At 36.6% G+C, this 20,109-nt stretch carries 24 protein-coding genes; 5 read left to right on the top strand and 19 right to left on the bottom strand.

Going from position 1 to position 20,109, the window contains the following annotated elements:
• Nucleotide 1: 1 nt before the first annotated feature.
• From ACWPWY_RS01620 to ACWPWY_RS01590, 7 genes are all read right to left on the bottom strand, one after another.
• The gene (locus ACWPWY_RS01620) at nucleotides 2-1,252 is read right to left on the bottom strand and encodes a histidine kinase (protein ID WP_454190088.1); all 1,251 of its coding nucleotides are present in this window, start codon (nucleotides 1,250-1,252) and stop codon (nucleotides 2-4) included.
• A gap of 212 nt (nucleotides 1,253-1,464) precedes the next feature.
• Entirely contained in the window at nucleotides 1,465-2,016 is a 552-nt protein-coding gene (locus tag ACWPWY_RS01615) for a hypothetical protein (RefSeq protein WP_454190087.1), read from the bottom strand.
• 35 nt (nucleotides 2,017-2,051) lie between these two features.
• Nucleotides 2,052-2,492: a DUF4111 domain-containing protein gene (locus tag ACWPWY_RS01610; RefSeq protein WP_454190086.1), complete on the bottom strand. Its 441-nt coding sequence runs from the start codon at nucleotides 2,490-2,492 to the stop codon at nucleotides 2,052-2,054.
• Nucleotides 2,493-3,187: 695 nt separating this feature from the next.
• Nucleotides 3,188-3,787 carry a histidine phosphatase family protein gene (locus ACWPWY_RS01605; protein WP_454190085.1) on the bottom strand — a complete coding sequence of 200 codons (600 nt, stop codon included), beginning with the start codon at nucleotides 3,785-3,787 and terminating at the stop codon, nucleotides 3,188-3,190.
• 324 nt (nucleotides 3,788-4,111) lie between these two features.
• Entirely contained in the window at nucleotides 4,112-4,654 is a 543-nt protein-coding gene (locus tag ACWPWY_RS01600; RefSeq protein ID WP_454190084.1) for a DUF6241 domain-containing protein, read from the bottom strand.
• Nucleotides 4,655-4,907: 253 nt separating this feature from the next.
• Nucleotides 4,908-5,792 (bottom strand): class I SAM-dependent methyltransferase, encoded by an 885-nt coding sequence (locus tag ACWPWY_RS01595; RefSeq protein ID WP_454190083.1) that lies wholly within the window; start codon nucleotides 5,790-5,792, stop codon nucleotides 4,908-4,910.
• An 82-nt stretch (nucleotides 5,793-5,874) separates the two neighbouring features.
• The gene (locus tag ACWPWY_RS01590; protein ID WP_454192764.1) at nucleotides 5,875-6,546 is read right to left on the bottom strand and encodes an HAD family hydrolase; all 672 of its coding nucleotides are present in this window, start codon (nucleotides 6,544-6,546) and stop codon (nucleotides 5,875-5,877) included.
• Nucleotides 6,547-7,129: 583 nt separating this feature from the next.
• Between ACWPWY_RS01590 and ACWPWY_RS01585 the strand changes: the two genes are divergently transcribed.
• The gene (locus tag ACWPWY_RS01585) at nucleotides 7,130-7,744 is read left to right on the top strand and encodes a hypothetical protein (protein ID WP_454190082.1); all 615 of its coding nucleotides are present in this window, start codon (nucleotides 7,130-7,132) and stop codon (nucleotides 7,742-7,744) included.
• 128 nt (nucleotides 7,745-7,872) lie between these two features.
• Here the strand turns inward: ACWPWY_RS01585 and ACWPWY_RS01580 are convergent, their stop codons facing one another.
• Both ACWPWY_RS01580 and ACWPWY_RS01575 read right to left on the bottom strand, forming a co-directional pair.
• Nucleotides 7,873-8,169 carry a hypothetical protein gene (locus ACWPWY_RS01580; protein WP_454190081.1) on the bottom strand — a complete coding sequence of 99 codons (297 nt, stop codon included), beginning with the start codon at nucleotides 8,167-8,169 and terminating at the stop codon, nucleotides 7,873-7,875.
• A gap of 35 nt (nucleotides 8,170-8,204) precedes the next feature.
• A complete protein-coding gene (locus tag ACWPWY_RS01575) occupies nucleotides 8,205-8,636 on the bottom strand; it encodes an NUDIX domain-containing protein (protein ID WP_454190080.1) in 432 nt (143 codons plus the stop codon).
• A gap of 290 nt (nucleotides 8,637-8,926) precedes the next feature.
• Here ACWPWY_RS01575 and ACWPWY_RS01570 point away from each other — a divergent pair, with 290 nt between their 5' ends.
• The 4 genes from ACWPWY_RS01570 (at nucleotide 8,927) to ACWPWY_RS01555 (ending at nucleotide 11,741) form a co-directional block, all read left to right on the top strand.
• Nucleotides 8,927-9,541: an acetate uptake transporter gene (locus ACWPWY_RS01570; RefSeq protein ID WP_191797411.1), complete on the top strand. Its 615-nt coding sequence runs from the start codon at nucleotides 8,927-8,929 to the stop codon at nucleotides 9,539-9,541.
• Nucleotides 9,542-9,719: 178 nt separating this feature from the next.
• The gene (locus ACWPWY_RS01565; RefSeq protein WP_454190079.1) at nucleotides 9,720-10,295 is read left to right on the top strand and encodes a LysE family translocator; all 576 of its coding nucleotides are present in this window, start codon (nucleotides 9,720-9,722) and stop codon (nucleotides 10,293-10,295) included.
• 18 nt (nucleotides 10,296-10,313) lie between these two features.
• Complete coding sequence (locus ACWPWY_RS01560) at nucleotides 10,314-11,090, top strand: helix-turn-helix domain-containing protein (RefSeq protein ID WP_454190078.1); 777 nt, start codon at nucleotides 10,314-10,316, stop codon at nucleotides 11,088-11,090.
• A 204-nt stretch (nucleotides 11,091-11,294) separates the two neighbouring features.
• Entirely contained in the window at nucleotides 11,295-11,741 is a 447-nt protein-coding gene (locus tag ACWPWY_RS01555) for a GNAT family N-acetyltransferase (protein ID WP_454190077.1), read from the top strand.
• Nucleotides 11,742-11,962: 221 nt separating this feature from the next.
• Here ACWPWY_RS01555 and ACWPWY_RS01550 read toward each other — a convergent pair whose 3' ends face one another.
• The 10 genes from ACWPWY_RS01550 to ACWPWY_RS01505 form a co-directional block, all read right to left on the bottom strand.
• Entirely contained in the window at nucleotides 11,963-12,595 is a 633-nt protein-coding gene (locus ACWPWY_RS01550) for a hypothetical protein (protein WP_454190076.1), read from the bottom strand.
• 209 nt (nucleotides 12,596-12,804) lie between these two features.
• Nucleotides 12,805-14,178, bottom strand: coding sequence for a UDP-N-acetylmuramoyl-tripeptide--D-alanyl-D-alanine ligase (locus ACWPWY_RS01545; protein ID WP_454190075.1), 1,374 nt, complete (start codon nucleotides 14,176-14,178; stop codon nucleotides 12,805-12,807).
• A gap of 50 nt (nucleotides 14,179-14,228) precedes the next feature.
• The gene (locus ACWPWY_RS01540) at nucleotides 14,229-14,831 is read right to left on the bottom strand and encodes a hypothetical protein (protein ID WP_454190074.1); all 603 of its coding nucleotides are present in this window, start codon (nucleotides 14,829-14,831) and stop codon (nucleotides 14,229-14,231) included.
• A 47-nt stretch (nucleotides 14,832-14,878) separates the two neighbouring features.
• Complete coding sequence (locus ACWPWY_RS01535; protein WP_454190073.1) at nucleotides 14,879-15,253, bottom strand: DUF6508 domain-containing protein; 375 nt, start codon at nucleotides 15,251-15,253, stop codon at nucleotides 14,879-14,881.
• 441 nt (nucleotides 15,254-15,694) lie between these two features.
• Nucleotides 15,695-15,856, bottom strand: a complete 162-nt coding sequence (locus tag ACWPWY_RS01530) for a hypothetical protein (RefSeq protein WP_191797393.1) — start codon at nucleotides 15,854-15,856, stop codon at nucleotides 15,695-15,697.
• 165 nt (nucleotides 15,857-16,021) lie between these two features.
• Entirely contained in the window at nucleotides 16,022-16,567 is a 546-nt protein-coding gene (locus ACWPWY_RS01525; protein WP_454190072.1) for an ATP-binding protein, read from the bottom strand.
• A 132-nt stretch (nucleotides 16,568-16,699) separates the two neighbouring features.
• Nucleotides 16,700-17,635, bottom strand: a complete 936-nt coding sequence (locus ACWPWY_RS01520; protein ID WP_454190071.1) for a hypothetical protein — start codon at nucleotides 17,633-17,635, stop codon at nucleotides 16,700-16,702.
• A gap of 155 nt (nucleotides 17,636-17,790) precedes the next feature.
• Nucleotides 17,791-18,522, bottom strand: a complete 732-nt coding sequence (locus ACWPWY_RS01515; RefSeq protein ID WP_454190070.1) for a DUF695 domain-containing protein — start codon at nucleotides 18,520-18,522, stop codon at nucleotides 17,791-17,793.
• A gap of 196 nt (nucleotides 18,523-18,718) precedes the next feature.
• Nucleotides 18,719-19,048: a DUF3024 domain-containing protein gene (locus ACWPWY_RS01510; RefSeq protein WP_454190069.1), complete on the bottom strand. Its 330-nt coding sequence runs from the start codon at nucleotides 19,046-19,048 to the stop codon at nucleotides 18,719-18,721.
• A gap of 238 nt (nucleotides 19,049-19,286) precedes the next feature.
• On the bottom strand, nucleotides 19,287-20,102 hold the full coding sequence (locus ACWPWY_RS01505; protein WP_454190068.1) for an S-layer homology domain-containing protein: 816 nt from the start codon (nucleotides 20,100-20,102) through the stop codon (nucleotides 19,287-19,289).
• Between the last annotated feature and the right edge of the window lie 7 nt (nucleotides 20,103-20,109).

Below are 20,109 nucleotides of genomic sequence, written 5' to 3'. Positions count from 1 at the left end.
CTTAAAAGGGTATCGATTCGTCAATGGGCACTTTCACTTCAATTACAGTTCCTTCACTTGGACTCGATTTAATATCAAATTCACCTTGGAGAATATTCACTCGTTCTTCCATACTGTAAAGACCAACCCCTTGACGAAGTTCAGATGTCACCGTAAATCCGACGCCGTAATCGCGGATTAGCAGCTCCGCTAGTCTCGGTTCAACTTTCAGCTTTACTTCGACTACTTCTGTACGCGAATATTTAGCTGCATTCGTAAGAGCTTCTTGTACAATTCGGTAAAATGCAATTTCATGAGCTGATGGTAACAACTCACTATCCCCTTCAATGGTGAGCAACACTTGAATTCCAAAATTCTGACCATACAGCCGGACATAATTACGGAGTGCAGCCACAAGTCCCATATCATCAAGTGCAGAAGGTCTAAGCTCGACGGATAAATCGCGTATATCTTCAATCGTGTCTCGAATTGACTCCTGCAGAGCATCTAATGGCTCATCGACCACAGACTTTTTCTCATCTTCTAATAAAGATTTCATCACTTCTGTCTGAATGAGAATGCTATACAGGGACTGACCAATCCCATCATGCAGCTCACGGGAGATTCGTTTCCGCTCATTTTCTTGTGCTGACAAGATAGAGTGAGTGATCATCTTCGCAATTTTGTTTTGTTCTTTTTGCCTTTCTTTTTCCACTTCCTGAAACCGAATGATATTCAGTGGTCCATACATCGGATCTTTATAATGCGACACACTCGCATTCATGGATCTCGTTATTCCTTTTGTCGTCGTTAATTGAACTTCCACATATTGTGTTCCCGGTTCTGTGATAAAGCATTTATGATAGGAACATAGCTTATTCAGTCCCGCATAATTGGAACAATGATTACAAAAATTAACCGTGACAGGATCCTGATCCATTTTAAGAAGTTCTTTCGCTGTCGGATTCATGCGGATGATATTCAGTTCACTGTCCGTTACCAGAATTCCATCAGGACTATGCTGAAATACATTCGTGAACAATTCCTGTTCAGAACGCAGCTTATGGCTTTGCCAATAGATCATGAAGAAGAATAACGTCGTAATGACGAGCACAAATAAAAAAATAGGCAGATCTTCTACCCACCTTCGTTCTACTTCCTGCTCAATGGCACGAATAGTAAGGACTATAATTAACGTCATACTCAACGTGAGAATGCCGTTTTTCACCATGAATTTCATAAAAGCTCTCGTCTTCTGAGCCGGTGTAGACATCAAAGACAATCACCCCTTCTTTGTTTCTTTGTTGCTTACTTCAAATTCTAACACTCAGAATCCTATCACAATTGTGACTAATATCACATTATAGGAAGGTATAAATGTAACAAAAGCAGACAATCAATAAAGCTGCCCTATTATAGAATAAAAAAGAACCTCATCTACAGTAGATAAGATTCCTTTCGTACCCATATTTTATTTTATAATGGTTACTGTAAAATGTAACCGTCCAGGTCATCTTTCATTAGGTTATTCGATATACGGAGTGCCTCTGCTCGATCTGAAGCGGGAACGGAGATCATAAGTCCATCGTCTCCACTCCAATTCCCCCCTTGATTACCTTCTACTAAATCCAAATAATCGATCACCGTAAATGTTGCCTCACGAAAGGAACGATTCACAAAGATGGTTGCATACAAGAAATGATGGATTTTTTCATCTTCCATATATGGATAGAGCATAATTCCACTAAGGTCTTTACCGAGGCGAATCTCTAGTTGTCTTTGATTCTCCGGAACAGGTATTTCTTCGCCTTCAATTGAGATCGTTCCAACGAATCTTTTATTTCCTGTAAGGCTTGTATATACGGTACCATTCATATCTATGGCTACAGACTTCTCATCTCCGATATGTTCCGCACCTAGTCTATACTTTAATCCTTGGGCATGTAAGTCAATGGTCTTAGGGTATATGGATATCACGATGAAGGTGACCAAAGATATACCAATAATAAGGATGGATAAGCGTATTTTTTTCTTCAATCCCATTCTCCTTATTCCTCTTTTTCCGGCCGACATCATAAAGCAGAGTCAATATGGTTCCTCATGAGTGTACTATATTCCTCCAAGTGATCTTCATTGATATCAATCATCTCATTTCTTGTACCTTCATACACTTCGACTGCATGTATTACAATGTACGTTAGATGATCCGGTATCTTTGGGAGTGCCCATAAGCCAGCCTCTCGTTTTGAGAATATTTCGTTTGTCTCTGAATATGACAGCACTCTGCAAAGTGTAAGAATTCCATAAATCGGGTTGGACCTTAAAACAGATGCAGCGTAATCTATCCCACTACATATTGAAGAACGAAAGTCCGCTTCAGGTACTTCAGGAAAAACTTCATAGATGGGCTTCCCATAAATACATATCCCTTTCTTCCTTACTAATGTAAGGTGACATGCTAAATCCGAATCTGTCGGTGTCTCTGCCCAGAATTCTTTATCTTCTTCAGCCACTCGTTCTTCATATTTACTTCTCCAATATTCACTGCTATGTAATTCATACGAGAACAATTATATCAATATCGCTGCTTTTGGGATTGAAACTATGAAGTGATAGTGAGCCATGAATATACGTTCCTATTATTTTTGATCCTAAATAGTGAATGAGAGATGAATTAAGCTTGTATACCTGATCACGTACCTCTTGTGGACAATTATCCCAACCATACATATTCATGATTTAGTTCCCCTCTGTCATTATTTGTCCATGGAACTACATGTGTCATATTAGTTCCGATAGCAGGATCATTATTTAGCGTTTAGATATTAAATCCCTTAATTTGTTGGCATGATCCACTGATATTTCATATCCCTGACTTGTATTCCCTTGGTCCACCAATAATCCCTTCATTGTTCGATCTGATCTCAAAGATAGATAATAATTTTTAGTTACATTGTTTGAATATGAAATAGTCATACTGTATTCTGCACTGTAATTCAGATTTCCAGATATCTCCGTTGCCGTATTTATTGCCTCTTCAAAAATCCTAATCGATTCCTCATCATTAAAAGATTGGTTCTCACATTTCACTTCTGATATTGGAGTGTTGCATTCTAGCTCGATAGAGGTACTCGATTCCTTCGGTTCGGACTTCGTACAGCCTGTAATAAACATGAGAACTATTGCGATAGCTACTACGCATCTTATATTAATTAGATTCACACCTCTCCGTATCCAGGTGAGTAATACAGTTATATAATCTGCAATCCCAACGAGGCTCCGCTTTATTTAGAATGGTCATCGATGTGTTGTGTAAATGTTCTGATGTATCAAAGTGCGGAATGAATTTTTTTAATGATAGACCGATCAGTGCTCCGTGACTAACGATCAATACTTTTTTGTCAGGATGCCTTTCTGAAAGATCCATAAAACATTCCACACCTCTTGAAATAATGTCATCATTCGATTCCATCCCAAGATCTAATTTGGACCAGCCGTATCCCCACTTATTCACTCGATCTTGTTCCGTTGTTCCCTCGATCAGTCCGCAGTTCATTTCTCTTAATCGCTCATCAATCTTCACATCGATATTTTTAATTCTCCCGATGATTTCCGCTGTTTCAAGGGCTCTAGATAAGTCACTCGAATAAATATAATCCCAGTCCTCGTTCTTCAATCTTTGTGCTAGTAATTCAGCCTGCCTTTGTCCTACCGCATTTAGAGGTATATCTGCTAGGCCCTGTGCTCTATATTCATTATTCCAATCTGTAATTCCGTGCCTTATCAGTCCGATGATGGTCAATATCATCCCTCTTTCAATCAAAATTTGTGATTTTTCGATTCTTCTTCTATATGTATCTTCCGGTAGTATAAACTGGATTGATGAATCTTTAATTATGTAATTTCAAAAACCTCTTGTTATACGAAGTTAATGCGGTGGAGTGGATCCTCATTTTCTATAAGGAGTTATTACAGAGAAGGAAATTCCATTTTTTTAAATAAGAACCTTGAAATTCAAGGTTCTTATTATAACTAATATAAAATCATTCCAGATAGGAATACAACTTAACTTTGTTATACATCATGTCAGTTACGGTTTTGTTTTTATTCGGTTTTTTCACCCCAAAATTTTCTATAAAAAAGCGACTTCCTCTTCTGGCGTCATGATCCCTTTCGCTTTACCAATATTGCCATTCTCTAATTTCCAAAAATAATTATGATCTTTATCAATCTCCGAAAAATCTCCTGCTTGCCATTTCTTCGCGATCTTGAGCATGTTGTCGTACAAATCCCAACCGGTTCCTTTGGTTTCGATGACTTTAATAATCTGTTCGATCCGTTCAGGGGTCATTTGAATCGAGTTCCATTTATCCGAAGCAACTACTTTCTGATGTGTCATATCATGCATCACCCGAACCACGCTGGATTTCATAACATATACATCATCTTTTAATGCAAGAGCCATTGCTAAATCAATTTCTTCATCTGTGTCGGTCGTTTTTATTTCTCCAATCACGCTTAATGACTCGCCGGGTTTCAATGTCTTTTTGACCGCGCCGACATCTTCTTTTATGGATTGGACCGTATTGTAATTAACAATATAATAAACAGCTAGGGTAGCTGTTAGCATGAATACAGAAATTATGGAAATAATAATCTTTTTCTTGGTAGACATTTAAAATCCCCTCCATTGCTCGCTTTTGTCCAAATCAAAGTCTATGTCTCACCTACAGTAGCTATGGATCGTTAAAATAAATTGACGTTAATTCCTTATTTCGTAATTCCTCCTATAATTTAAATGATTTTCCAACGACATTAATACAGACGTTTTCAACTAAAGAATGTTTCATGAAAACAAAAAAAAGCCCCGGTTTCCCAGGGAATCCAAAGCCTATGAAGGCTATCTAATCCATACTTATTCAGCTATCTTACGAATTTCTATGTACAGTCCCATAGGAAATTTTCATATTCGGTGCATAGGTCAACCAAGACTCAAGACTAAATTTTTCAAAAAAGGTTTTCTCCGCTTCATACTGTTCTTTGGCTTCCATTTCGCTTAATTCTCTAGATATTAAATGGTTGATCACTTCTGAGACCGGACGAGGCTCTTGTCCCAAACCTTCTTCTCTCAAGGAACGATACAGCGTATTTTTACGTTCAGGGTCCATATTTTGATCAAGAAAGTTAACCTTATCGCTAACCCGGCAGCCTACGTCCCTGAGGCCCAACTGACTTAGCATGATCGGTAATTGGACACCTATATTGCCGTTCTTACCCGTACGTTTATGATCTCTCTCATATAATTTCTGTAGAACACCTAAACGAACTACATTACTTTGCTCGGTTCCATCTAGGTAACAATTTGCCATATTACCAATCCAGTGCGGTTCAAAACAAATAACCATTCCATGATCCTGAACGCTGTCAACCATCTTTTGTAGAATTCTTTTTGGATCTGTCATATGTAACAAAAATGCGTGACTGATGGCTATATCATACTTTGGTTCCAATTCAGCATCATCGATATCAAGCACGATAAATTCCGTATCATAAGGAAGCTTCGAGAATATTTCTTTGGCTTGATTAATCAATTCTTTCCCCTGATCAATACCAGTGTATGTAGATCCGTCCGGTAGTAACGGAAGAAGTTTTAGCCCTAAATATCCGAATCCACATCCATAATCTACGATATTCACAGGTTTGTTTATCTTCCAAACGCTTTCCACTAAAAATTTTAAGTAATCGTCATTGTAATATAACCCTCTAGTATTTCTTAGATATTCGATTTGGTTGTCCCAGTAATATTCAGACATATAAGCCCTCCTAGTTATCATAGATTGGGGACCAAATTTTATAAATTATTTTATTCCAAACATTATTCATGATTTGGCTCTCCTATGTAAATTGACTTTGTAACTCATTCAGACGTTTAATACTTCGAGTATGACTTTTATTTTCATTTTTTCTATTAAGCCAGATGCCTCTCATCTTAATCTTCTCACATGGTATGATATCCGAATCCATATTGTCCCCCACGTAATAACAATCTGCAGGGTTCTCCTCAGCAAGGTGACAGGCATACTCAAAGATTTCTGTATTCGGTTTGGATATGCCGATATCTCCTGCTGCCACGATAACCTGAAAATAATCCATGATCCCGATCTTCTCTAGTTTTTGTCTTTGCTGAGCGGAATCCCCATTAGTAATAATCCCTAGACGATGGTTACTCAGCGCTGTTAGTGTAGGTATAACATCATCAAACGCCTTCCAGTTCTCTTCAAAACGATTCAAATAAATCTGGAAGTACTTCTGAGCATGAACATCATTTATTTGTACTCCTGATCTATGAAAAATCTCTAGAACTCTTTCTATTTTCTGCTGTTCAAAGGTAAGCTCGCCGCGTAAGAATCGATCAAAATGTGTCTTGCCAACTTCACACCACAATTGATAAAAGACATCCGCATGTTGATTAGACTGTTCAACACATTGCGTAAAAAAATCGTTCACAGCGAGATATTCCGCTGCCTTAAAATCAAATAACGTTTCGTCTAAATCAAAGAATATCATCAATGCTTACTCCGCTCCCTTGTACCACTTGATATAGTTTTCAAAGATTGGGTTTAGGATTTATCTAGAACTTCCCTATGCATGAAAACTCTGTTATAAGAGATTATTAGATTGTTTATATTATTAATATTGCTTAAATATTGGAAATGAAATATATTACTTATACTCTAATAAAAGAAAAGCGATGTGAATTATGTATCTAGTATTCTTTATACATTTTATTGTTAGTTCAGCTATTACTTGGATCGCAGTGAAGATATCTAATTTTATTACTGATGTGTTTAGGGTTGATGCCAGTTCGCAGCCTCCGGGAGACATCACTTTCAATGATCAGTTATCTCTTTTTACTACTTCTGCTGTAGGAATCGTAATCACTTTTTTAATAGTCAATCTTCTAACCATTGGGATGCTTAAACTAATTCAAGAAATAAAAATATTCAAGAAAATCAAACGATACCTTTTGAGTGCTCACCTATTCTTATTCGTTATTTTCTTGATCTTTATTTATAATCACATTTTTAACTATAGTGCATTCTAGAATGCGATCTTTTCAATAAAAAAAGAAAAGGCGTGTATTTATTTTATGAACAGAAAAGTTTTGTTAACCATAGGAGGAGTCCTTGGTTTAGCGATTGTTATTAGCGTAAGCTTACTCATAGGAAATGAAACTTCTAAGCCCGTTACCTTTGATGGAACGAGTCCATACACACTACATTTAAAAGAAAATTACAATCCCGAAAAAATACCGCCCCTTTTCGATGGTCCGAACAATTTAAAAACAGCTAAAAATTTCGGCTTTGATGATTTCGATGATTTAAGTAGTACTAACAGCACAATATCTATTGATCAAGAAATTAAGCCCGATGGAGATTATCTTGTTGGCGAGGGTGGCACTGGTGAGCTCCTTATTAAAGGAACAAAATATAATTTCACGATAGATAGCTCATTGATTTCACATGTTGAACTAAAAAATGGTCAAAACCTTTTAACCGGTAGTTTTGAAACAAAAATAAAAGATAAAGAAGGCAGGCCGATTCCTGCTACTATTAGTTTTACGAATATCGTTGAAACGGAGGAACAATTCTTTTATATAACTTTAGGATCACTGGTATTACCTTTTGGCGACGATCGTTTTGGAACTGAAGAAATTTACAAGATTATAAGGGAGTTAGGCAATGTTGAAGAGGATTCATTCTAGTTGATGAACCTACATAACCCTCACTGGCTATAGTAAACGACATCGAAAAAGTCATTAAACTCAGCCAGTGTGGGATGATTGCCTGATTCGCTTTCTATAAACCCCTCTTACGCAAAGTTAACCTCATTCTAGTTTCCTTTTTTACGACGGAAAAGCGAAATTCCTCCGAAACCACTTATGACAGCGATGTAAAAGCCAAAATCATACCACCAACCTGTGTTATAGATTTCATATAATCTGATGTTATCGCTGAATAAACCGAGTATTAATGAGATCGGAGCGATCCATCCATGCCATACTCCACTAAAAAATCCCGCAAGATCTTGAGCATTATTCGCTCCATCCCCAGGCACACATCCCGTTAGAAGAGATATGATGCTAAATAACATCGCCATAATTAGATAATGTCTTATTTTCATATTCATCACCTTTCTCCTGATTATTATATTCTACCCTCAATCTATGTAAGTGTTATATAGTCTATGATGTTTTGGTCTTTAAATACAGGTTTCGTATTGTTAATTGCGTCTCTTATTCTTTCCAATGTAAAATTAGTAATCGGTCTAGGGAGATTATCGATATCAAAAAATCCATACTCATTTATTTCTTTCCCATCTACCTTACATTCACCAAAATACTCTCTTGTTCTAAAAACATATATATAACCATTTCGATGAGACATATAATACATACCTGATAGTTCGATCTCTCCCGCTTCTATATTAATTTCTTCCTTAAGTTCTCTTCTCGCAGCGTCCCAAACCGATTCATTGTCTTCGACTATTCCACCCGGCAACGACCAGTGTTTCTTCTTATAAGTTTGATGGACTAATAAAATCCGGTTCTGTTCATCAATAATTGCTATTCCTGACGCATCATGTGTTCTAGGCATAAGTCCCCCCAAATAAGTAGTTTAATATAGATAGCTTTTATACTAGGCTAGAGCATTTGGCACCGGGTATTATTCCATAATTATACATATTTCATCCTTGGAACGATAGCTATTTGAGCAAGCAACACGTTAGATTGTAGTAATCTCATACACTACTATTTAATAATGAATTGTATATCAAAAATTTTCACTTACACTTTTTCAATGACTGTGATATGATTTCCAAGGCTAATCAGAATGGTGATCCCACTGTTTGGCCTATTTCACATGTATATTTACTGGAGGCAACTATGACATCACATGCAAAACAATCAGTACAAATCGTTACAGCAGATCCAAGCGGAATTGGCCTATTTGGCTTAGCAATCGTAACGCTTGTCGCTTCTTCACAGAAGCTTGGTCTGACAACAGGACTCAGTTACGTGATTCCTTGGGCTATTTTCCTTGGTGCAATCGCCCAGATCTTCGCAGCTGTTCAAGACGCAAAGCATAATAATACGTTTGGGATGACGGCATTCGGTGCGTACGGCTTCTTCTGGCTCGGAGTAGCGAGCAGCTGGTTAATGAAGATGGGCGCATTTGGTCCGATTTTGGCCGCTGACATAGATGGGAAACAGCTTGGCTTCGCCTTTCTAGGTTATTTGATATTCACACTATTCATGACGATCGGTGCTATGGAAACCAATAAAGTACTGTTCATTATATTTGTGTTGATTGATTTTCTTTTCTTAGGATTAACGCTCGACGCATTTGGAGTTGCACCTCATGTATTCCATACCATTGCAGCCTATGCAGAAATGGGTATTGCTATTGTATCCCTATATGGTTGTGGCGCATCTGTTCTTAACGCACATTTTGGACGCCGTTTCCTTCCGATTGGTGCGCCATTCGGCATTTTTAAATAACTAGCTGTCTAGGTAACTAGATAATACAAAAGCCCTGATAGATCAATCTATTGATCTCATCAGGGCTTTTTGCCACCTCTACTCCCAAACGGAAGGAAGCTTACTTTCTGCAATAATATACTATATGGCATTTCACATTAGATGTAGGATATGAGAAGATCTTGAAGGGAGCATTCTCATGGATATTACATCTTTTTTGATTTACTGTATGATTGCTACTTTTACCCCAGGGCCTACGAATATCGTCATATTGTCTATCGTACATAATTTCGGGGCAAAAAAGGCGATAAAATATACGTATGGTGCAACGATTGGCTTTGGTTTATTACTTGTTATTTCTGCACTGCTAAATACGATTATGATAACGATCATTCCGAAAATATTAATTGTAATGCAGATCATCGGGAGCATTTATATGTTCTATCTCGCTTATCAAATTTACAAAACGGATACATCCAACCCAACAGTAAACCAAACGACTACCTTCCTATCAGGCTTCCTTATGCAGTTCTTAAATCCAAAGACAATACTCTTTACACTCACTGTAATTCCAAGCTTTATTATGCCGTACTATAACGCGATCCCTGCTTTGACGATCAGTATTATAACGATAACTATGATTGGATTTTCAGCTTTTACAACCTGGGTTCTTTTTGGTGCAATCTTTAAGGAGTTATTACAGAAGTATAATAAGACTGTTAATGTGATGATGGCTTTATTTTTAGCTTATGCTGCCGTCATGATCTGGATGTAATATAGAGAGGTGTTTATAATGGACAAATTTATATATAAAAGATCGGCAGGCGTTACGGCATTATCAGCAAGTATGAGTGAATTTAAGTATAAAAAGCACGCCCACAAGGAGTACGCTATAGGAGTAACACTGCGTGGCATTCAGCATTATAACTTGGATGGAAGTCTACAATTATCTTATCAAAATGGAATTATGTTGTTTAATCCAGAACAGGCACATGACGGAATGGCACATGATAAGTCAGGGCTTGATTATGTCATGCTGTACATTGAACCTCAATTGCTTTTAGAGGTAATGGAGAAAAAGGATATCGTACGCTTTTCAACTCCTATTATATATGATCACAGACTTGAACAACGAATATTACATCTTTCTCAAGCCATTTTGAGTGAAAAAGATGAAGCGTTGTGCAGTGAATTGCTCTTATCCCTCACGGATAATCTTATTCAAACCAATCTCTCTACAAACGACAAAAAAGATAACACGCTAATTCGAAAAGCAAAGGATATGCTTCATGCTAACTTAGAACAAGTACTTAAGCTTGATGAGATTTGCAAAGAGCTCGATTTATCAAAGTTTCAGTTTATCCGAATATTTAAGGCTCATACTGGCATTTCACCATACCAATACTTTCTTAACTACAAAATCGAATGTGCAAAACAGTTAATTGAAAAAAATAAAGATATTTATTCGGCAGTAGCTGCCTGCGGTTTTGTTGATTTAACCCATCTAAATAAACACTTTAAAAGGGTATATGGAACAACAGCATTTGAATATATGACACATCTAAATTAAGGCAGATTCAAGACTTCTTTTATATAACCGTTTTGTACCAACCAGAGAAAATAATTTATAGATATAATAATGAATATATTTTCCATTATCGAAAGGAGTGATGTGGTATGAAGAATATCCTTACTGTGGTGGTTGTTACGGAGAAAATACGTTTATAGTCACAGAGGAATTCCTCTGTGATTTAAAAACTCTGGAGGAATTTATGTGGTTATTGAATTAAAACCAGTATCAAGTGACAACTGGTACGATTGTACCAAGTTACATGTAAAGCAAGAACAAATTCGTGTTTTTCCTGCTCCTATTGTTTACTGGATTGCAGAATCTAAATATGTTGATGATTTTGAGCTGCGTGCGATATATTCGGAGGCGTTACTAGTCGGATTTATTGTCTTTTGTAAAAGCCCTGACGAGGATGGTAACCACTGGATACCTGCACTTATGATTGATGAGAATCATCAAGGCAATGGTTATGCCAAAGCAGCAATGAAAAAGTTAATTGATCTTATGGAGCAAAACGGCTGTGAAAAATTAATGATCGGACACAGACCCGATAACTTTATCGCTGGGAACCTTTATGAATCCTTAGGGTTTCAAAGGGCTAGCGAAGACATAATTGACGGTGAGATCATTCGTTTCCTACAGCTTAATTAAACGTTCTCTACAAAAGAAATGAAATCAACAGCAACCGGATTTTTTGGTTGCTGTTTTCAACCCTATTAGCCCGCAATTTGATATTTTTAATTAAATTTGTTGAAGTCCTTCCTCTTGATCTATCTATTCTACTATTGGGATTTCATTAATACTAATTAAAAATGGAGTTCTATATGATTTAATATGATAACTCGCACTTTGTGAAACCCTCGGTTTTATACTCAAAACTCCATTTTCAACGTTACTGAAGATACTAAGAAGTATATATCTTCGTAAAAATTCAATTCTAAAAATACAGATTTCCTTCTCACATGATGAATCAGATCATGATATTCAATGATTGCTTTTGATTTCTTATGTAAAGGCCTAATTTGGTATACAACTTTCACACTGTATTTACTTGTTTCCTTATATAAATGAGTGATTTCTATCTCACTGCCTGATCTAAACAGTATATTTTGTACATCACTAACTAATCTTGCTTGTTCTGCATTCATCGCAATTCTTCTCAATACTTTTGAGATGATTTCTAGAATGTATTCCTCTTTCTCCTGGTCTGTTTTGCAGTTAAAGAAGGCTGTAGAAACTCCTATATAATAATATTTCATCCATTTTTCGATTCTCTGCTCTGACTCCCATATCTTTTGTTCTTCAAGTGATGGAGTCATAACAATATATACATGATCGAAATCGCCTGTGATGAACCCCTCTTCTCTAAGCTTTCTTGCATATCTAGCACATATCAAATGAGCTTCTTGTTCAATTTCATATAATTTCCCGGCATATTCAGAAAGTGAATTAGCATGCTCTAGCTCTTCAAATAATCTTATATCTAAAATCCGTTTCTTTTTCATATATACACCTCTACCAGAGAATATCATATAACCTTCTGGCATTCACGAAACGACCCAACCTAAGATAATGCTCTTATCTTAGGTTGGGTCGTTTATCGTCTGATTTTTCTCCAAATGATTATATATCTGACAACCAAGGGCTTCAGTCCCGAAGCGTTAATAATTTGTTATATACTGTTTTGGAGCCTTTTCGATAAATAATCAATAATCTAAGCAAGTTTTTTAACGACTTCTTCTAATTTCATCTCTCTGGAACCTTTAAATAAAATAACATCGTTTTCTTCTATTACATTATCTATGTGATCGGCAAGTTCTTGCGAACTTATAAAATGTTTTACATGTGTAGATGGGTAACTTTCATAGAGCTGGTTAGAGATATGTTCGCTCAAAGTTCCTATTGTAAAAACGTAATCGACTAAACCATATTTGATTACCTGACCAATTTCTTTGTGGTATTCGATTTCATTAACTCCAAGCTCAAGCATATCTCCCAGCACTACAATCTTTCTTTTATATCCAGTCAGTTCAGTCATCGTTTGTAACGCTGCTTTCATAGAAACAGGACTTGCATTCCATGCGTCATTAATAATGGTGTATCCTAGTTTCGTTTTTATTTGTTGCATTCTCATTTCTGTGATAACTATTTTTTGGAGACCTGATTTTATATTTTTTAATGATATTTTCAATTCCTTAGCTGCTGCTATAGAAGCGATCGCGTTAAAAACATTATGTTTACCGAGCATGGGTATAACATATTCCTCACGATCATTTAATATAAAATGAACACCCTCATCTGATTGTTCTTCTTTAACCGGATAATAATGGTTATCTGCGGATTCTCCAAAACGAATGATTTTTAATGATTCTGGTATTTTCATTTTTGTTAGCTCGTCACTTAATAATGGCTCATCCCCATTGTAAATGAACGTCCCTTCTTGATTTAATCCTGTAAGAATTTCTAGTTTAGCTTTAGAAATCGCTTCTTTTGAACCCATTGTTGAAATATGAGAGACGCCAATCATCGTGATTATAGCAATATCGGGACGAGCAATTTCTGATAACAACTTAATCTCTCCTGGGTTACTCATTCCCATTTCCAAAATAGCGACCTCTGTATCTTCTTCTAGTTCAAGCAGGGTTAAAGGTAAACCATACTCTCCATTATAATTTCCTAACGTTTTCTGTGTTTTATATGTGGTAGATACGATAGAAAATATCATGTCTTTTGTGGTTGTTTTGCCGTTACTTCCTGTTACACCAATAATCTTACTATTTAATTGATTTCTATATGTTCTTGCCAGACTTTGCAGAGCCTTTAACGTGTTCTCAACAAAAATAATAGGAACTCCTTTTGGAGGATTAGGCTGATCCATTTGCCAAAGTGAAGCAGCTGCACCCTTATCAAAGGCTTCCTGAACATATTTGTGTCCATTATCTATTCGCATAATTGGTATGAACAAATTCCCTGCACTAAGCGTTCTGGTATCTATAGAAACTCCTGAGATCGGATTTGAATTGTATGCTTGATTTAATCCATGGCCTTTTACCATTTCACAAATATCACTTAATGAACGCTTTATCATTTAATCCCCCCTCAATGAAATGTTATACTTTCATCCACATATTTAAGTTTTTAATATAAATCCCATTCACTAAACTTGTCAGAGTACCCAATGAACACTTCCATTTCATCAGGTATATATTTACGATCCATATAATAAGCTGTTAATCTCGCATGACCTTCAAGTACAACTACTTTCGAAGTAGCATTCATCGCAACAAATATTAGCTTTGGGAACACTTTTCCATTCTTGATTGCTACAGAAATATCATAAAATCCTTGATTACTTAATCCAAATACTTCAACATTTTCGATAATATTCTTTGAAGCGTGAATAGGAAGTCTCGTACCACTTGATAATTCATTCCAATAACTATAATTGATATACATCGCTTCACTTAGATCTTGCTTCTGAAAAACGGCTTTATACCATGTAACTTCTCCTGGAAAATTTTCAAACAAATCGGTATTGCGGCCAAATCCCCTTGTCTGACCTAGAATATCTCTTCTTAATTGGTTATCATTTTGATTTTCCAAGTTAGGTTTAGTAATCGAGTCTGAATCATAATCACCAAGTGCTTCTACTATTCCACTCCTAAATCTATCAGAGTAAAACTCTCCAAACAGAAACTCCGCAATTACTAAATCTTCTTGAACTTGACCAATTAATCTCACGGATTTAGCCTCCATAAACTTAGATTGCACAGCATTTATTCTCTGCATTACTCATTAATCAGTTCTTGAAGTCTTAATAAAATATCAGTAACATGTCCTTTTAGTATCACATCAATAAAAAGACCTTCATTAAACCGATCCCCTCGAATATAACTAGTCATTAATTTCCTGAGGGTTTCTAAATCTGCATTCCTAATTTTATCTTTTACATTATTATTCACATTTTTAAATTCATCATTTTCAGTAATCCACTGAACCCAATCAAAAACGAGTAGAAATTCGGTATCATATAGTTCTTCTCTAAATTGACTTACTTCTGGGCTTTCTATCCTCCAACCCTTGCTCTCAGTAAAAAAGACACTACGGTCATTCTGAAAGAATTCAAGATAGTTTGTTAATCTCTTCATTTGTAATACATCCATTTTCGAACTACCTGCTCCATTCTATAAATAAAATTTGATTCACTAACGAGGATATGCATTTAATCTTGCGATGAGTATCGTTAACTATGTAATTGCGATAATGGTTAACAACTTCATTGTACGTTTGCTCATATTTAATATCTTAGGTTTAATCATCGCTGTCATCGCTTGGGTTTCCAAAGGTGGGAGTGTTTATTTAGCAACTTTCATTTATTCAACTTTTATTGTGTTTTCTATTGTGGCTTTAGTGATCAACCAGTCAAATGGTAACCCTCAAAAGTAACAAGCAGCATATAAAAGGAGTTCTAGAGAATTTCTAGAACTCCTTTTTGTGAATTGCTTATTTACTTATCATGATTTTACGTATCTGTATCAATCCACTTGTTCGGAAATATTGCCATACGATGTCATGTAAATACAAGTTATGTTTGCACCGCACCTTCATTTTTTGCTCTTCTTTGAGGCAATCCAGAAGACGAGTATCACAATGGGGATAAAGATAAACCATGGAATGTTGATCGTGCTTTGTGTGATTAACGCAAGAAGCATCAATCCGATGACACCAATAATAAGCCAGAGACACCCTCTACCAAACGTTTCCACGCGTGTAATTCCTCCCCTCTAATAATGGGATTGCAATTTCTAGATCAACTACAATAACTGTATGTAAGTAATGAGGTTCACATACCAAGAATACAGGGACCTTTATGGACTTGGTTATGATCATTATCTCCTCGCATCAACTATCAAAATCGATGGTTGGAGGTTTCATTTCAGATTGATTGCTATGATTTGTTGAATAACCTCTGCTATATGATCGGGGTCCTTAATGACAAATATATAATTTGCTTCATCTTTACTGGGTTGTATTCCTGGCGACTTTTCTTGTCTCTCCAATACTTCCAAAAAACTTGACGCACTTCTAAAGATAGCTTTGCTTCTTTGGGTTTGTATAACTCGATCTTTTAGTAGATCTGAAGGTAAATCAAAGTAAACAATCATACTTTTAAATCCTTTCTCATGAAAATATTGGAGTAGGTTTACTCTCCCGGATTTATTCAAATTGGAGTTACTTAAGATGATGTGGAGATTGCTTTGCTCTATAGCATAGTTCACAATGGTATTAGTTACAGAGAATTTTAAAGTGTTTGGACCCTCTGTAGGACGAAGTTTCTTATAATGCGTATTAATAAATTCAGCATGATTATCCTGATCAATGACAATAGATTGTTGTAGTACAGATTCCAACTCGTTGGCAAAGGTGGTTTTGCCGCTATGCGTTTTTCCAACCGTCATGACTACCAAGCGATCCATAAGTTTCTCTCCCATTTCTATTATGTTTTTTTGTCGTCTTTGAAGCATAAATAAACCTTCCCTCAAAATAAAAAAACGTCATAAATCTCATTAAGAAATTCATGACGTTCAATAAAACATTTATGTAAGTCTTTATTCATCCCAATCCCAATCTTGATTATAGAATACAAGAGCCCCAGTCGGTACACCAGGAGATGGCAAAAGACGAAAATCACGATCGTTTGCTTCCTTCGAATATAAGAATATAGAATTCGAAGAATCAGCATAATAATTTTCATGATATATACCTTTTTGAAAATGATGCTGCTGTATATCTTTCTTCTCGAAATCAGTAGATAAGATTGCACTATAACACTCACGTTGTTCATTACTAGCAATCACTTTAAAGAATATCCTTTGATTTAAATATAACGGCTTTTCTACATCCTTTACACTGTAGTATTCCTTACTACCCTCTATTATTGTTGATAATTCACTACACCGATATTTAAACTCAGGGAATCTCAAAAGAGATTTAGCATCTTTCAAAAAGATTGAAATTTTACCGTTTTCAACATCAAGCAGCTTTATTCCATTCAAGTTGCTGTACAAAATAGTTCGATCATCAAGCCAACAGTATGATCTACAGGATACTTTGAAATGTTCAGATTCATTTGTTGTCCTATTATAAAGACAAATTCGTTGTGAATCAGACTTCCACCGCAAATATGCTAATTTTTCTTTCGAGGGACTTATGGATAAATGAATTGGTGCGTAAGAAACTCTACTAAATTTATGGATAGGCTCAATTTGACTTGTCGAAATAGTAATCCGAGAGATATACTTCCCCGTATTTATTAATAAATGGTCATGGCTCAACCAGACAAGATCTGTTCCATTTATTCCTTCAATTATCGTATTACCATCCTCGGAGTTACCAAGCCCTATGATCTCTAGGACACTTTCCCCATTAAGCAATATTCCTGAAACAGCAACTTTTATTTCATCTTCATCTAAAGCAAGCCCATCAATTTGACTAAATTTACTTACATCGAATGTCTGCAAAACAGTACCATTGCTAATTATCATTTTTTTATATCGCTGTTATCTTATATTGAAACATTAGTGACAACCTCTCTCTTTGTTTTGCTATGTGAGGATTTCCGATAACGTTCAGGTATTCACGAATTCCCCCAGGAAGTTGTCACTGAATCTACTACATGCCAAAATCCTCTTCTTATCATCTACTTAATAACTATGGATTCCCATCCATCGTAATCACCATTACATTCTTCTGCTAAATCAATAAGGCTGTCCGTAACTTCATTTATTGAATGGAAGTCGACATCATCATGACGATATATCTGAGAATAAATTTCTTCGTCATTAGAAGGATTGGAACTGATATTGAAACTGAGAAGTTTAACCTTAGCTTCAAAGCGATCTTTATCTTCAGTGGATTGGAAGTAAATCCAGTGATCTACCCTTCTCGGTTCTTCTAATTTATCCCCTGACTCTCGTAACTGTTCGACAACATTCCTATTCCCCATATGTTGTATTTGATATTTGTTGGGGTAAAGGAAATCAAAATAAAAATCCCAAGGATTTTCTTCTTCCATATTATGAACCTCAATCTCATAACCATGTTCAAGGAAATACTTTTCTGCTACTTTTTCTAGCTCATACTGTTTAGAAAAATAATAAACTACATCTCGTAAACCATCGGTAGTTATCCTGCCAACATTAAACCCAACATCTATAATCTCATTATTAATTTTGTCTTCTAGGGCATTGATTAAATCAGCCTCTTCATTAATAGGAGTGCCGCTTTCTCCCGGGTTTTTGATTGGTATTCTTAAAACCTTTGGATACGGATACTCAGATTTATCAATCTCCTTCCAGATATCCATATCCAACACAATTGATGAAAATTTATCTTCAATCTCACAAAAATAGATGTCCCAATGATCAGACATACAAATCTATACCTCCTTAGAAAATTTCGCCTAACGTTCTTGTATTCACGTTGTCCCAACCCTAACTTTCGACTAGCGATAGTTAGGATTGGAATGTGTCTGCTAAACCCCTCAGTAAATTCATCAAGCAGACCAAGACTCCGCAAGAAGCCGATGTTTGAATAGTATGTTATGGGATGTCATTTACCTCTTCAAGTTAACCCCAAAACAATCCGTTATGCCCTTCATCTACGATCTTTAACTGTGTTTCAAAATCTTCATTTGGTTCTATGTCATCTATAAAATGCCATTTCCCTTTACTGTCTTGCCAGTATATTTTCCATTCCTGTTCATCTAATCTAAACTGAGCTATAGGCATCTGCACCCATTGATCACTTTTGTAGCCTTGTCTTTCTTCAATTAATGTCACATGTTTTCCTCTGATCTTATAACTGATTTTAATCTGGTTTTTCACATGTTCTGGTACTGCATTTTCAGTGTACTTGTCCATGATCTTCTGAATCCGTTTTTTCGTAAAATCATCCATGTATTCTGTTTCTCCTGCCTTAATCCGTTTTGCTTTGATTATATCACGATGATGTCTCATAACGTTCTTGTATTTACGAGCCCAAGAGGCTTAAGGCAACAAAGTTGCCGGGTCGTCAATCTTAGCAGGTTGGATATGTCGCCTCTCCGAAAAATCGCGCCATCTTACATTCTCAAAAAGAAAAGGCGAGGAAGCAAATCGCTCCCTCGCCCTTGATAATTCTATTTTTAACTATTTATTAGTTTGCAGTGTTACGACTCAAAATAGCCGCTGTTTGAGCCCGTGTGATATTCGTGTCTGGCTTGAAGGTACCGTCCGGATAACCGTTCACAATCCCTTGCTTAACCGCCCAAGCTGTAGCAGCAGCATAGTATTTCGTGCTTGTTACATCTGGGAAGCCAGAATCCGCCGTGATATCCGGTGAACCGGCCATGCGGTAAAGAACAGTAACCATCATTCCGCGGGTCATATTGTCATTAGGTCTGAATGTACCGTCTTTGTATCCTTCCACAATTCCCTGTTTAGCAGCCCAAGCAACAGCTTTAGCATAGTACTTATCGCTAGACACGTCGGAGAATGCAGCATCTCCTGTAACGTCAGGAGAACCAGCCATACGATACAAGATCGTAGCCATCATTCCGCGAGTCAGGTTCATATTAGGACCAAAAGTAGTACTCGACATCCCGTTCATCAAGCCCTTATTTACTACATTAGTGATATCGTCAGCATACCATGCATCCGCAGCGACATCAGTAAACATAGAACTAGCTTTAAAATCAGAAACACCAGAGAAAGCATTCACTTTATCCGTCATGTAAAATACAGTCGATGCCTGACCTGTGGAACTCTCGCCGTTTGCTCCTGGCATTTCGCCATCAGGCGGCAGTGCAGGTCTTTGACTATCATCAGGAATTTCAGGTCTTTCACCATCTGGCATTTCGCCATTACCAGGCGCTTCACCATCAGGTAGTTCAGGTCTTTGACCATCCTCAGGAAGTGCAGGTCTTTGACTATCGTCCGGAATTTCAGGTCGTTCACCACCTGGTCCTCCCATACCCACA

This window comes from Paenibacillus sp. Marseille-Q7038, assembly GCF_965111595.1.
The sequence above is the reverse complement of the archived record's forward strand: the minus strand, read 5'-3'. Positions and strand labels throughout refer to the sequence as shown.